This window comes from Sphingomonas populi, from assembly GCF_004208535.1.
In the GTDB taxonomy this organism is placed as follows: Bacteria; Pseudomonadota; Alphaproteobacteria; order Sphingomonadales; family Sphingomonadaceae; genus Sphingomonas; species Sphingomonas populi.
Map to the genome: position 1 here is coordinate 167,300 of NZ_SGIS01000001.1, position 13,932 is coordinate 181,231.

The window sequence follows — 13,932 nt, forward strand, 5'->3', positions numbered from 1 at the left end:
GCGACGGAAGGGTGAGGGTGAGGGTGAGTGGTGTTGTGCTATCGCTTCACCAACGTCACCTGCGCCACATCGATCCCGCCGCCGCGAAACCCGCCTTCGCAGTACATCAGATAATAGCGCCACAAGCCCGTGAAAGCGCTGTCGAACCGCTCCGGCAATCGGCCCTCCGCCACCACGACATCGAACGCCTCGCGCCAGCGCCGCAGCGTCTCCGCATAATGCAGCCCGAAGCCACGGCGATCTTCCCAGGCCAGCCCATGCTCCGCCGCGATCGCGCGAAAGCGGCTTTCCGAGATCAGCATGCCGCCGGGGAAAACATAGCGCTGGATGAAATCGACATTGCCGGCATAGGCATCGAAGATCGCATCGTCGATCGCGATATACTGGAGCGCAGCCCGCCCGCCCGGCTTGAGCGCGCGCGCGATGGCTGCGAGGTAATCGGGCCAATAGGCCTGCCCGACCGCCTCGACCATCTCGATGCTCGCTACCGCATCATAGCTGCCGATCACATCGCGATAATCGGTCAGCGACACCGAAACGCCGTCCAGCCCGAGCCGCTCGGCGCGCGCCTCAACCGCGCGTTTCTGCTCTGCCGACAGCGTGATGCCGTGGACGCTGCGCCCGCTCATCGCCGCCACCTCGACGAACGATCCCCAGCCGCAGCCGATCTCAAGGATCGAATCGCCCGGCACGGTCGCGGTGCGATCTAGGATCGCCGCCAGCTTGGTATGCTGCGCATCCTCGAGACTCTGCGCGGCCGCGACCGGCTCGGCGAACAGCGCACTCGAATAGCTCATCGTAGGATCGAGCCATAAGCCATAGAAATCGTTACCGAGATCGTAATGGAACTCGATATTGCGCCGGGCGCCCTGCCGGCTGTTGGCGCGCAGCCGATGCCAGACACGCTGGAGCCGCCGCGTCACCCCCGACGCGCGCCCGGCATTGCCGAGCGTCGTCCGGTTGAGCACGAACAGTTCGAACAGCGCGACCGGATCGGGGCTCGACCATTCGCCGAGCGACCAGGCGATATACCAGCCCACCGACCCGCGTGTCGCCAGCCGCAGCAGCGACCGCCAGCTCGCCAGCGTCACGATCGCCGCTGGCCCCTCGGCGCGGCCGCCGAGCAGCCGCACCCTCCCGTCCGGCAGAATCGTCTCGATCGAGCCGGCGGCGAGACCGGCATCGATCCGGTCGAGGATCTTCTGGAACACGCCCGCAAACAGCCCGAACAGCGGATCGAGCACGGAGGCCCGGCGCGTGGGGGAGGCGCCGTGCTGGCGCCCGGAAGCCGGCGCGATTGCATTCATGGCGTCAGCCCATGCACCGAGCGCCCGCGCCGGGACAAGAGGTCATTTCGTCTGGGCGTAGGCTGCCAGCGCCCGCTCCCGCGCCTCGCGGTGGCCGATCAGCTTGGCCGGGTAATCCTTGGGACGACAGCCACTTGCTTCCGGATCATGAATCGCGGTGTCACCGATACCGGCCAGTTCCGGCACCCATCGGCGAATATAATCGCCAGCGTCGAACTTCGGCGATTGGACCAGCGGCGCCATGATTCGCGGGAACATGTTCGAATCGATCCCGCTGCCGGCGGTCCATTGCCAATTGACCGAATTGTTGCCGTAATCGGCATCGACCAGACAGTCCCAGAACCAGCGCTCACCCTCGCGCCAGTCGATCAGCAGATGCTTGATGAGGAACGACGCCGCGACCATCCGCACGCGGTTGTGCATCCACCCCGTCGTCCAAAGCTGGCGCATGCCGGCATCGACGATCGGATAGCCAGTGCGGCCGCGCTGCCACGCGCGCAGATCGGCGTGCGCCTCGGAACCCTCGCGCCACGGCATCGCATCAAACGCGGCGCGGCCATTCTTCGCGGCATATTCGGGCAGTTGCAGGATGACGTTCTGCGCATAATCGCGCCAGCCGATCTCGCCGAGGAAGACCTGCGGCTGATCGCCGACCGCGTGCCATATTTGCGCTGGCGACAACTCGCCGAAATGCAGATGCGGGGAGAGGCGCGAACTGCCCTCGACCGACGGCAGGTTACGCGTCTCGGCATAGGCGCCGACATCGTCGCTGAACGCAGCCAGCCGGCGGTGCGCGTGCGCCTCGCCCGGAGTCCAGTCGTCCGCGAAACCTTTCGCCCAATCCGGTCTGGTCGGCAGCAGCCCCCAGTCGCCGAGCGAATCGCTGCTTGGCCAGTGTGCCGGCACCGGGATATCGCGCGGCGCGGCGCGCGGCACGGGTGGCGGCATGTGCTGCTGGAGCGCGCGCCAGAACGGCGTGTAGATTTTGTACGGCGCACCGCCGCCGGTGGTGATCGATCCGGGCGGCGCGAGGTAATTGCCGTCGTGACAAACCAGATCGAGCCGCTTCGCCACCGCGCGCTCGGCATTGCGCCACCACGGTTCGTAATGGCGCAGGCAATGCACGCGCGTCGCCCCGGTCTCCTCGGCGAGCGCGGCGAGCGTGGCCGCCGCGCCACCCCGCCGCAGGATCAGCCGCGAACCCTTAGCGCGCAACGCTTCATCGAGAGCGGCGAGGCTATGGTGCAGCCACCAGCGCGAGGCGCCGCCCATCGCGCGGTGCCGGGGCGTCTCGTCGTCGAGGATGTACACCGGAATCACCGGGCCTTCGTGCGCGGCGGCGGCGAGCGCGGCCTGATCGGCTAGGCGCAGATCGCGGCGTAACCAGAGGATGGTGGGGTCTGTCATCACCGGCCCAACGCGGCAGCGCGATTACGGCTTCGTCGCGGCGAGATATTTGTCGAGGATCGCCAGCCGCTCAGCGATCGCCGGCCGGTAGGAGATGGTCTTCGGCGCCAAGGCCAGCGCGCGCGCCCAATAGGGCCGCGCGGCGGCGAAATCACCGCTCTGGATCAGCGCGACGCCGAGGAAGAACGGCGGCGCCGGATGGTTTGGGGCAAGCTGCATCGCGCGCGCGAACGCCAGCCGCGCCGCCGGCGACACCGCCCCGCCATCATGCCGCGCATAGGCCATGCCGAGCCATGTCCACAAAGCCACATTGTCCGGCGCATGCCCGACCCCGCCGAGCATGATCTGCACCGCCGCATGCGGATTGCCGGCGCGCGTCAGCCCGTCGGCCATCACCATATAAGCGGCCTCGCCGGTATAGCGGCCGAACATGTCGCCGCGCAATTCGATCAGACCAGCGTCGACGGGCATCGGCCGGGTGAACGCCTGGACCGGATCGCCGGCCAGCCCCGGCCGCCCCTGCACCGCATAGCCGGTCGCGCCGAGCATCAGCCCGGCGCCGATGAAACTCCACAACGGGCGCGCGACGCCGAACAGCCACAATCCCGCCGCCGCCGCCACGCCGATCAGCCCGAGCGCGATCCATCCCATCACGCGCGCCGCCTCCGAAAGCTCGCCCGCGCCAGCCATATGCCGAGCGCGATCAGCGCGAGCGGCGCGATCCACAACGGCGCGGTGAGCAGGCTGAACGGCGGATCATAGGTGACGTAATCGCCGTAGCGCGCGACCAGCCAGTCGCGGATCGCGGCGGGCTTCTCCCCCGCCTGGATGCGCTGACGCACCAAAGCGCGCATGTCGCCGGCCATTTCGGCATCGCTGTCGGCGATCGACTGGCCCTGACAGACGAGGCAGCGCAATGTCGTCATCAGCGCCTGCGCCTGCGCCTCTTGTTTTGGATCGGGCAGTTGCGTGTTGGCCAGCGGCGCGGCCGGCAGGTTGCTGTCCGCCAGCGCGGGGGCGGCGGCGAGCATCAGCACGGCGAAGGCGAGCCGCTTCATTGCGCCGCCTTCAGCCTGGCGACGATGCCGGGCACTTCATCGGCGCGGATATCGCCGACGTGCTGGAGCAGGATCGTGCCCTTCCCGTCGATCAGGAAACTCTCCGGCACGCCTGACGAGCCGAGCGCGAGTTGCACCGCGCTCGCCTTGTCGTCGCCGATCGCCGCATAGGGATCACCGCCGCGCGCGAGAAAATCGCGCATCGCCTGCGGCGTGTCGCGGATCGCGACGCCCTCGATCGTGACGCCCGCCGCCTTGAGCGCCATCAGTTGTGGCGCTTCGGCGGCACAGGGCACGCACCAGCTCGCGAAGATGTTGAGCAGTTTTGGCTTGCCGTCGCGGAACGCGGCGCTGGCGAGGCCGGGCTTGCCGGACAGCAGCGGCGGCGTGTCGAACGCGGGGAGCGGCTTGCCGACCATCGCCGAATAGACGGTGCGATCAGCCGGGCGATACAGTGCCATCGCGATGAGCGCGAGCACCGCCGCGAACGCGAGCAGGGGAAGCCACAGCTTCACGCCGCCCTTCATACCCACGCCTCCGCTTCGACGCGTCGCCGCGCGCGTCGTTCACGCAGCAGCCTGCCAACCAGCGACAGCGCCCCGCCCAGCGCGACCAGTGCGCCGCCGAGCCAGATCAACGTCACGAAGGGCTTCCACCACAGCCGCAACTGGACACGCCCTGCCCCGTCGATCTGGCCCAGCACGGTGTACAATTGCCCATCCCAAACCGTCGCGATCGCCGACTCGCTCGTCACCGTGACGGGATTGGTGAAGAACCGCGATTGCGGGCGAAGCAGGATCGCCGGCGCATCGCCACGCCGCGCCGACAAATGCGCCTCAAGTGCCGACCAGTTCGGGCCGATCACCGGCGAAACCCCGTTCAGCGTGACCGTGTACGGCCCGACCTGCTGCGGCTCGCCGACGCGCGCCGCGACCAACGTCTGTTTGGTGAAGGCGCTCTCCGAGGCCATGCCGGCGAGGCTCACCGCGATGCCGAGATGCGCGACCACCATTCCCCAGGTGAACAACGGCGTGCGGAGCAGGTTACGTCCCCACAAAGGCGCAACGCTCGCCACCGCCAGCCCCGCCGCCAGCGCCAGCCCGAGCAGCGGCAACAGGGATATTCCGCCGCCAAACACCAGCACCGCAACCAGCACGATCGCGAACGCCGCCACCGGCGCGCCCATCCGCGCCGCCAGCGCGCGCAAGCCGTCGCGCCGCCAGCGCAACAGCGGCCCCGCCGCCATCACCACCACCAGCAGCAGCGCGACCGGCCCCGCCGCCTTGTTGAAGAACGGCGGACCGACCGACAATTGCACGCCGAAGCCGGCCGCGAGAATCGGATACAGCGTGCCGATCAGCACCACGCCGAGGATCACCGACAGCAGCAGATTGTTGGCGACCAAAGCGCCCTCGCGGCTGACCAGATCGAACGTATTGCCCGCGCGCACCGTTCCGACCCGCGTCGCGAACAGCGCCAGCGCGCCACCGATATACAGCACCAGCAGCGCGAGGATGAAGCTGCCCCGCGTCGGATCGACCGCGAAAGCATGGACGCTCGTGAGGATGCCCGAGCGCACCAGAAAGGTGCCGATCATCGACATCGAGAACGCCACCACCGCCAGCATCACCGTCCAGGCGCGGAGACCATCGCGGGTCGCCAGTACCGTCACCGAATGGAGCAGAGCGGTCGCCGCCAGCCACGGCATCAGCGAGGCGTTCTCGACCGGGTCCCAGAACCACCAGCCGCCCCAGCCGAGCTCGTAATAAGCCCAATAGCTGCCGGCGGTGATGCCGAGCGTCAGGAAGATCCAAGCGCCCAGCACCCACGGCCGCATCGCGCGCGCGAACGCCGGCCCGACATCGCGCGCCACCAGCGCGCCGACCGCGAACGAAAACGCCACCGATATGCCGACATAGCCGATGTAGAGAGTCGGCGGATGGAAGGCCAAACCGGGGTCTTGCAACAACGGGTTGAGGCCCTGCCCGTCCGATGGCGCCGGATCGATCCGCGCGAACGGGTTCGAGGCGAACAGCAGGAACGCGTAGAAGCCGAGCGCGATCAGCGCCTGCGCGCCGAGCGTCGCGGTCAGCGTCGCGCGCGCGAGGCTACGTTCGAAGATCGCCACCGCGCCGCCGGCCAGCCCGAGGATCGTAACCCACAGCAGCATCGAGCCTTCGTGGTTCCCCCATGCGCCCGCGAATTTGTAGAGCCACGGCTTCTCGGAATGGCTATTCTCGGCGACGAGCAGCACCGACATGTCGCTGCGCAGGAACACCGCGATCAGCAGCGCCATCGCCAGCGCCGCCAGCGCGCCCTGCACGATCGCGACCGGCCGCACCGCGCCGATCAGATCGGTGGTCAGCGCGCTCCCGTCCTCGGGATCGATCAGCACGCGCCGCACGGCGATCGCGGCGAGCACGAACTGCATCGCCGCCAGCGCGGCGGCCAGCCACAAGGCGGCGAGGCCGGCCTCGGCGATCATGCGGCGTCTCCCCTCCCTGGAAGGGAGGGGCCGGGGGTGGGTTGCTCACAAGGAAGCGCGCCGCCCGCTGCAGGCAGACCCACCCCCAGCCCCTCCCTTTCAGGAAGGGGGGCACGAAGGCGAACGCGAGCGCTCATTCCTTCAACGTCGTGGTTTCGTGCATTTTGCCGGCCATCTGCGGCGGCATATACTTCTCGTCGTGCTTGGCGAGCAGATTGGTCGCGGTGAAGCTGCCGTCGGGGTTGAACGATCCTTCCGCCACCACGCCGGAGCGCTCGCGGAACAGATCGGGGGCGATGCCACGGAAGCTGACCGGCACGCGCGCGACGCCGTCCCCCACGACGAAATGAATCGAGACGCCATCCGCCTGCCGCTTGATCGACCCGTCCTCGACCATCCCGCCGAGCCGCACCGCGCGGCCGAGCGGCAGGCCCTGCCGCTGCACATCGCCCGGCGCATAGAAGAACGAGGCCTGATCCTTGAGCGCCGACAGCGCGAGCAGCGCCGCCGCCGCCACCGCCGCCAGCCCGAGGCCGGCGAGCATCATGCGTTGCTGCTTCGCTTTCACCGCCGTTCGCTGCCCCGCATCGCGAGATAGCTCCACGCCGCCAGCGCGGCCGCGCCGACGCCGGTGATCGCATAAGCGGCGATGACGAACGGCCAGGGATTCACGCCAGAGTCCTCATCGCGCCATCCGCCGCATCCGCGCCTCGGCCTTGGTGATGGCGAGGATCGTCCGCATCCGCATCAGCACCACGCTCGCGAAGAACAGCGAGAAGCCGCCCAGCGTGAACCACAGCGGCCACAGCATCGTCGCGTCGATGCTCGATCGCGTCAGCCCGATGCTCTCGCCCTGATGCAAAGTATTCCACCACACCACCGAATAGCGGATGATCGGCAGCAGCACCGATCCGGCGAGGCCGTACAGCGCCGGGATGCGTCCGTCACCGCCGCGATCAGCATCGGCGCGCAGCAGCGCCATGAAGCCGAGGTAGACGAACAGCAGCAGCAGCATCGAGGTCAACCGGCCGTCCCATTCCCACCAGGTTCCCCAGGTCGGGCGCCCCCAGATCGAGCCGGTGACGAGGCAGAGTGCGGCGAACACCGCGCCGGGCAGCACGATCGCCCGCGCAGCGATCATCGCCAGCGGATGCCGCCACACCAGATAGGCGAGCGAACACATCGCGATGCTGCTCCACCCGCCCATGCCGAGCCATGCGGCCGGTACGTGGATGTAGAGGATGCGAACCGTCTCGCCCTGGAGATAATCGGCCGGCGTTTGTGTCAACCCTGCCCACGCGCCGATCGCGATCAGCACCACGCCCGCCCAGAACAGCGCTGGCGTGAGTGGCCGCGCCAGCTTGAGGAAGCGGGCGGGATTGGCAAGGGCATGAAGGGAAGCCACGATCTCCAACGTCTAGGCAATTGCGCGGCAACACTCAACCAAACTTGTCGGCGCGTGTAGACCGTGCCGCCAGCTAGTTTGGCGAGACTAAAGTCCAACACCTAGCCGCCGGGGCGACGGTCAATCGGACTGCGATACGGCGAGTTCGTGCCCGTCGGGATCGCGGAAGTGGAACCGCTTGCCGCCCGGATATTCGACGATCGGCAGCGTGATCGCCCCGCCAGCCGCTTCGACCGCCGCGAACGCCGCATCCACGTCGGCCACGTCGATCACCGGCAGTAGCGCCGCCGTTTTTTCTGCCGGATCGGCCTGAAAGCCGAGATCGGTGTCGCCGCTGGTGGTCGCCGCATAGGTGGACCCGAAATCGGTGAACGCCCAGCCGAACGCCGATCCGTAAAACGCCTTCGCCCGCGCGGTGTCTGCCACGGGCAGTTCGACATAATTGATTCGCGCCATTCAAGCCTCCATGTTCTTGTATTGTTCTATTGCCCGTCGTAGCATCGCGCAATGGCAAAGACTCGCCCAGCGCGTGGCGCGACCATCAATCGCGAGAGCGCGCGCTTCAATCTGCCCGAACGCGCGGTCGATGGCGACTGGCTCGACGATCGCGAGATCGTCGATGACGGTCCCGCGCCGTTGCGCACCACTGTCACGGTCGAAACGCCGCGCACGATCATCACCCGCAACAGTTCGCCCGACATCGGCTTCGATCAGTCGATCAACCCCTATCGCGGCTGCGAGCATGGCTGCATCTATTGTTTCGCGCGGCCGACCCACGCCTATCTCGACCTGTCGCCGGGCCTCGATTTCGAGAGCCGGCTGTTCGCCAAACCCGATGCGCCCGCGTTGCTGTGCGCCGAACTCGGCAAGCGCGGCTATGTCGTCCAGCCGATCGCGTTCGGCACCAACACCGATCCCTATCAGCCGATCGAGGCCGAATGGCGCATCATGCGCGGCTGCCTCGAAGTGCTCGCCGAGACCGGGCATCCGCTGTTCATCACCACCAAGTCCGACCGCATCCTGCGCGACCTCGATCTGATCGCGCCGATGGCGAAGCGCGGGCTGATCGCGGTGATGATCTCGGTCACCTCGCTCGACCGGCGCACCGCGATGACGGTCGAACCGCGCGCGCCCGCGCCCGAGCGGCGGCTGGCGGCGGTCAAGGCGCTGAGCGACGCAGGCGTGCCGACCTATGTCTCGATCTCGCCGGTGATCCCGGCGATCACCGATCACGAGATCGAACATCTCATCGCGCGCGCGGCGCAGGCGGGCGCGCGCAGCGTCAATTTCATCCCGGTGCGCCTGCCGCACGAAGTCGCGCCGCTGTTCCGCGCCTGGCTCGACGAACACTTCCCCGACCGCGCCGCCAAGGTGATGGCGATGATCCAGTCGCTGCGTGGCGGGCGCGACAATGATCCCAATTTCGGCACACGCATGCGCGGCCAGGGGCCGTGGGCGGACCTGCTGCGCACCCGCGTCCAGATCGCGTGCCGCAAACACGGGCTGGTGCGCGAGAAGCTTGTGTTGCGCACGGACCTGTTCCGCGCGCCGGCGGGGGCGCAGGGGGAGTTATTCTAGGCGTCAATCCTCGCGATCGTCGAACGCCAAGCGTGAGCGAGCGATCTCGTCACGATTTTCGAAGACCCAAGCACCCAGCGCCTTGACCGGCACGCGCAAGGAATGACCGAGCGCAGTCAGTTCGTAATCCACCCGCGGCGGAATGGTCGGGAAGACGGTTCGACTGACCAGCCCGTCGCGTTCGAGGCTGCGCAGGGTGTGAGTCAGCATCCGCTGCGAGATGCCGTCGATCAGTCGCTTGAGTTCGTTAAAGCGGCGCGGGCCGGCGGACAGCACCATCACCACCAGCATACTCCACTTGTCGCCGATCCGCGCCAATAACGGCGTGACGATCTTGCAACCGCTGTGGATGTCGGCCGGAGCGAGATCAGCACTATCCGGGGCAGGCACATCGCTGTGGCTGGGTGACAAAATTGTGCCTCCTTGCGCGGCGGGGGCCGGCGGTAACATATCCCGCCCCGGTTACCCTTCTATACCGGAGACCCTGAAAATGAAACTGCTCCAGATCGATTCCAGCATCACCGGCGGAGATTCGATCAGCCGGTCGCTGACGGCTGCGATCGTCGCTAAGCTGGTCGCCGCCGATCCGGCCGCTACCGTGACCAAACGCGATCTGGCGGCTGCCCCGCTCCCCCATCTCGAACTGGCCGCATATCCCGGCGGCGAGAGCGAAGCTGCGCTTGCCAGCACCGCCGTCCTGGAGGAGTTCCTCGATGCCGACATCGTCGTCATCGGCGCGCCGATGTATAATTTCACGTTTCCCAGCCAACTCAAGGCTTGGCTCGATCGCGTCATCGTCGCTGGCCGGACCTTCCGCCACGGCCCGAACGGCGTCGAAGGGCTGATTCCCGGCAAGCGCGTGATCATCGCGGTGTCACGCGGGAATTTCTATGGTCCGGGCGCGGTTGGCGACGGTCTCGAACATCTCCAGACCTTGCTTGCGGGCGTGTTCGGCTTCATCGGCGTGACGCCCGACTTCATCGTCGCGGAAGGCGTCCGTGCCGGTCCCGATCACCTCGCCGCCGCGCTGGCCACCGCCAACCAGGCGATCACGCGGCTCGCTGCCTGATGACAGGCCGGCAGGTGGCGCGTACCCTCTGCCGGCCCGCCGTTACCCGACCAGCGCCAGCCGCGTCTCCGACGTCTTCAACGCGACGCCGCTGATCCCCGGCAATCCCTCGATCCGCGTTGCCAGCTCCTGATCGAGCAGGAAGTCGCGACCAAGCAGCACGCGGGCGAACCCGCCGCCCGGCATCGCCGCCTTCGCCCACACTTCGCCGCGCGCGCCGCGATAGTCGGCGAGAACGTCGGCAAGCGTCCGCAACGCCGCCGGCGCCTCGACGGTGAGATCGAGCACGAAGCGCGCTGCGGTCGCCAGCGAATCGAAGCGCTGCAACCTTTTGACCGAAACGCGCGGCGTCTCCTCGCCGGGCCGCCGGTCCAACTCCACCGTGAGCAGCCCGCATGCGCCTTCGCGCGCGGCGTCCTCAAGATCGGCGGCGACGACATCGTCGAAACAGGTCGCGATGAACTGTCCCGATGGATCGGACAGCGTCGCCATCAGATAGCGCCGCCCGCGCGCCGAGGTACGCCAGCGCGCATCCTCGACCAGCACCGCCATCATCGCGCCGGCGCGCGATTTGCCGTCGTCGGGAATGTCGAGTTCGCCCAATGTCGCATAGCTGCGCGCGCCATGCATCCGCGCGAGGTGGCCGTGGCGGTCGACCGGATGCGCCGAGAAATAGAAGCCGAACGCGTCCTTCTCCGCCTCCATCCGTTCGGCCAGCGGCCAGTGCGCGTTGGGCAGGCGGATCGGCGGTTCAGCCGCATCCTCGCCGCCGAACAACCCGCCCTGCCCGCTCGCGCGCATCGATTGCACGCGAGACGCAGTGGCGAGGATCGTCTCGGCGGCGGCATGGATGCCGGCGCGATTGGGGGTGAACGCATCGAACGCCCCCGCTCCCGCCAGCGTCTCCAACTGGCGTTTGTTGAGCAGGCGCGGATCGACGCGGTGGGCGAGATCGTCGAGCGTGGCGAACTTGCCGTTCGCCTCGCGCTCGACGATGAGCTTCTCCATCGCCGCCTCGCCGACGCTTTTCAGCGCGCCGAGCGCATAGCGCACCGCCAGACCGTGGCTTTCCGCGCTGCCGGTATCCTCGACCGAGAACTCGGCCTCGCTGCGGTTGATGTCGGGCGGCAGGATCGCCACGCCCAAGCGCCGCATATCATCGACGAAAATGCTGAGCTTGTCGGTCAGCGCCATGTCGTAACACATTGAAGCTGCGAAAAATTCGTGCGGATGATGCGCCTTGAGCCACGCCGTTTGGTACGCGAGCAACGCATAGGCCGCCGCGTGCGATTTGTTGAAGCCGTAGCCAGCGAACTTGTCGATCAAGTCGAACAGCTCGTTGGCCTTGGCGGCGGGGATTTTGTTATGCTCGGCGCAGCCCGCGACGAAGATCGCCCGCTGCGCGTCCATCTCCGCCTTGATCTTCTTACCCATCGCGCGGCGCAGCAGATCGGCCCCGCCCAGCGAATAGCCGGCGAGGATCTGCGTCGCCTGCATCACCTGTTCCTGATAGACGAAGATGCCGTAGGTCTCGGCCAGGATCGGTTCGAGCAAGGCATGCGGATATTCGATCGGCTCCTGCCCGTTCTTGCGGCGGCCGAAGCTCGGGATATTGTCCATCGGCCCCGGTCGGTACAGCGAGACGAGCGCGATGATGTCGCCGAAATTGGACGGCTTCACCGCCGCCAGCGTGCGCCGCATCCCCTCCGATTCGAGCTGGAACACGCCGACCGTGTCGCCCTTCTGGAGCAATTTGTAGACGCCCTCGTCATCCCATTCGAGCGCCGACAGGTCGATCGTCACGCCCCGGTCAGCGAGCATCTGCACCGCCTTCTGCAACACTGACAGCGTCTTGAGCCCGAGAAAGTCGAACTTCACCAGCCCGGCACCCTCGACATATTTCATGTCGAACTGCGTGACCGGCATGTCGGAGCGCGGATCGCGGTACAGCGGCACCAGCTCGGCGAGCGGCCGGTCGCCGATCACCACACCGGCGGCGTGAGTCGAGGAGTGGCGCGGCAGCCCCTCCAGCTTCATGGCGAGGTCGAGCAGGTGCTTGACCCCGGCATCGCCCTTATATTCGGCGACGAGTTCGGACACGCCGTTCATCGCGCGGTCGAGCGTCCACGGATCGGCGGGGAAGTTGGGCACCAGCTTCGCCAGCCGATCGACCTGACCGTAGCTCATCTGGAGCACGCGGCCGGTGTCTTTCAGCACCGCGCGCGCCTTCAATTTTCCGAAGGTGATGATCTGCGCGACCTGATCGCGGCCGTATTTCTCCTGCACGTAGCGGATCACCTCGCCACGCCGGGTTTCGCAGAAGTCGATGTCGAAGTCGGGCATCGACACGCGTTCCGGGTTGAGGAAGCGTTCGAACAGCAGTCCCAATTTGATGGGATCGAGATCGGTGATGGTCAGCGCCCACGCCACCACCGAGCCAGCGCCCGAACCACGCCCCGGCCCGACCGGAATGTCGTGATCCTTCGCCCATTTGATGAAATCGCCGACGATCAGGAAATAGCCGGGAAAACCCATCGAGATGATGACGTCGAGCTCGAATTCGAGCCGTTCGGCGTAGCTCGCCCGCACTTCGGGATCGGTGATCTTCGCCTTGGCGAGCCGCGCCTCCAGCCCGGTGCGCGAGGTGACGCGCAGCGCCTCGGCCTCGCCCTCGCGGTCGCCGGCGAGGCTCGGCAGGATCGGCTTGCGATACGGCGCCGCCACCGCACAGCGCTGCGCGACGACGAGCGTGTTGGCGATCGCCTCGGGCAGATCGGCGAACAAGGTCCGCATCTCGGCGGCGGGCTTCATCCACGCATCGGGCGAGCTGCGCGGGCGGTCCTCGCTGGCGAGGTACGACGAGCTGGCGATGCACAGCATCGCGTCGTGCGCCTCGACGAAATCGGCCTCGGCAAAGCAGCACGGGTTGGTCGCGACGAGCGGCAGATCACGCGCATAAGCGAGATCGAGCAATGGCGCCTCGGCCTTGCCCTCGATCGGATCAAGCCGCCGCGTCAGTTCGATATACAGCCGATCGGGGAACAGCGCCTGCAACCGATCGGCATAGGCCAGCGCGCGCGCCGGCTGATCCTCGGCGAACAGCCGCGCAAGGCCGCCTTCGCGCCCGGCGGTGAGCGCGATCAGCCCGTCGGTGTGCCTGGCGAGCATCTCGAACGCGACGTGCGGCGCGTGTTCGAGCGGCCGGTCGAGATGCGCCTTCGACACCAGTTCGCACAGGTTGCGATAGCCGGTTTCATCCTGCGCATAGAGCGCCAGCCAGTCGAACACCGGCTCGACACCCTCGGGCAGATCGGGCCGCGCCACGCCCAGCATCGTGCCGATCACCGGCTGCACGCCCGATTTCTTGGCCGCGTCGGAATAGGCCATTGCCGCATACAGGCCGTTACGATCGGTCAGTGCTGCGGCGGGAAAGCCCAGTTCCTGCGCCCGCTTGGCAATCGCCTTGGGGTCGATCGCCCCGTCGAGCATGGTGTAGCAGGAGAAGATACGCAGCGGAACGAACGCGGAATGGGCCATCGCAGCGTTATGCCCGGCTCACGCGATTCGCGAAACCGTCATATGTGACGATTGGGCTTGCCCCTCGACTTCGCTCGGGGCGAACG

13 protein-coding genes are annotated in these 13,932 nt (G+C 67.3%); 2 read left to right on the forward strand and 11 right to left on the reverse strand.

Annotated elements, in window-relative coordinates; translation table 11 throughout:
- Nucleotides 1–38: 38 nt before the first annotated feature.
- The 9 genes from EWE75_RS00790 to EWE75_RS00830 all read right to left on the reverse strand — a co-directional run bounded on the left by EWE75_RS00790 (nt 39) and on the right by EWE75_RS00830 (nt 8,118).
- Entirely contained in the window at nt 39–1,307 is a 1,269-nt protein-coding gene (locus tag EWE75_RS00790) for an SAM-dependent methyltransferase (protein ID WP_130154790.1), read from the reverse strand.
- A gap of 42 nt (nt 1,308–1,349) precedes the next feature.
- Nucleotides 1,350–2,714, reverse strand: coding sequence for a cryptochrome/photolyase family protein (locus tag EWE75_RS00795; protein ID WP_130154791.1), 1,365 nt, complete (start codon nt 2,712–2,714; stop codon nt 1,350–1,352).
- A gap of 24 nt (nt 2,715–2,738) precedes the next feature.
- Nucleotides 2,739–3,404 carry a tetratricopeptide repeat protein gene (locus tag EWE75_RS00800; protein ID WP_231708134.1) on the reverse strand — a complete coding sequence of 222 codons (666 nt, stop codon included), beginning with the start codon at nt 3,402–3,404 and terminating at the stop codon, nt 2,739–2,741.
- On the reverse strand, nt 3,365–3,772 hold the full coding sequence (locus EWE75_RS00805; protein WP_130154792.1) for a cytochrome c-type biogenesis protein: 408 nt from the start codon (nt 3,770–3,772) through the stop codon (nt 3,365–3,367). The genes EWE75_RS00800 and EWE75_RS00805 overlap by 40 nt, the downstream gene beginning before the upstream one ends.
- Nucleotides 3,769–4,299, reverse strand: a complete 531-nt coding sequence (locus tag EWE75_RS00810) for a redoxin family protein (protein ID WP_130154793.1) — start codon at nt 4,297–4,299, stop codon at nt 3,769–3,771. Before EWE75_RS00810 ends, EWE75_RS00805 begins: the two co-directional genes overlap by 4 nt.
- Nucleotides 4,296–6,257, reverse strand: coding sequence for a heme lyase CcmF/NrfE family subunit (locus EWE75_RS00815; RefSeq protein ID WP_130154794.1), 1,962 nt, complete (start codon nt 6,255–6,257; stop codon nt 4,296–4,298). Before EWE75_RS00815 ends, EWE75_RS00810 begins: the two co-directional genes overlap by 4 nt.
- A gap of 133 nt (nt 6,258–6,390) precedes the next feature.
- Nucleotides 6,391–6,825, reverse strand: a complete 435-nt coding sequence (gene ccmE / locus EWE75_RS00820; RefSeq protein WP_130154795.1) for a cytochrome c maturation protein CcmE — start codon at nt 6,823–6,825, stop codon at nt 6,391–6,393.
- 114 nt (nt 6,826–6,939) lie between these two features.
- Nucleotides 6,940–7,662 (reverse strand): heme ABC transporter permease CcmC, encoded by a 723-nt coding sequence (ccmC, locus tag EWE75_RS00825; RefSeq protein ID WP_130154796.1) that lies wholly within the window; start codon nt 7,660–7,662, stop codon nt 6,940–6,942.
- A 120-nt stretch (nt 7,663–7,782) separates the two neighbouring features.
- Nucleotides 7,783–8,118: a VOC family protein gene (locus EWE75_RS00830; protein ID WP_130154797.1), complete on the reverse strand. Its 336-nt coding sequence runs from the start codon at nt 8,116–8,118 to the stop codon at nt 7,783–7,785.
- Nucleotides 8,119–8,169: 51 nt separating this feature from the next.
- On the opposite strand from EWE75_RS00830, the gene EWE75_RS00835 reads away from it, so the two are divergent.
- Nucleotides 8,170–9,240 (forward strand): PA0069 family radical SAM protein, encoded by a 1,071-nt coding sequence (locus EWE75_RS00835; protein WP_130154798.1) that lies wholly within the window; start codon nt 8,170–8,172, stop codon nt 9,238–9,240.
- Between the two features lie 3 nt (nt 9,241–9,243).
- On the opposite strand, the gene EWE75_RS00840 is transcribed toward EWE75_RS00835, so the two are convergent.
- Nucleotides 9,244–9,690 (reverse strand): winged helix-turn-helix transcriptional regulator, encoded by a 447-nt coding sequence (locus tag EWE75_RS00840; protein WP_130154799.1) that lies wholly within the window; start codon nt 9,688–9,690, stop codon nt 9,244–9,246.
- A 40-nt stretch (nt 9,691–9,730) separates the two neighbouring features.
- Between EWE75_RS00840 and EWE75_RS00845 the strand changes: the two genes are divergently transcribed.
- Nucleotides 9,731–10,309, forward strand: coding sequence for an FMN-dependent NADH-azoreductase (locus EWE75_RS00845; RefSeq protein WP_130154800.1), 579 nt, complete (start codon nt 9,731–9,733; stop codon nt 10,307–10,309).
- A gap of 42 nt (nt 10,310–10,351) precedes the next feature.
- Here EWE75_RS00845 and dnaE read toward each other — a convergent pair whose 3' ends face one another.
- On the reverse strand, nt 10,352–13,846 hold the full coding sequence (gene dnaE, locus EWE75_RS00850) for a DNA polymerase III subunit alpha (RefSeq protein WP_130154801.1): 3,495 nt from the start codon (nt 13,844–13,846) through the stop codon (nt 10,352–10,354).
- Nucleotides 13,847–13,932: the final 86 nt, after the last annotated feature.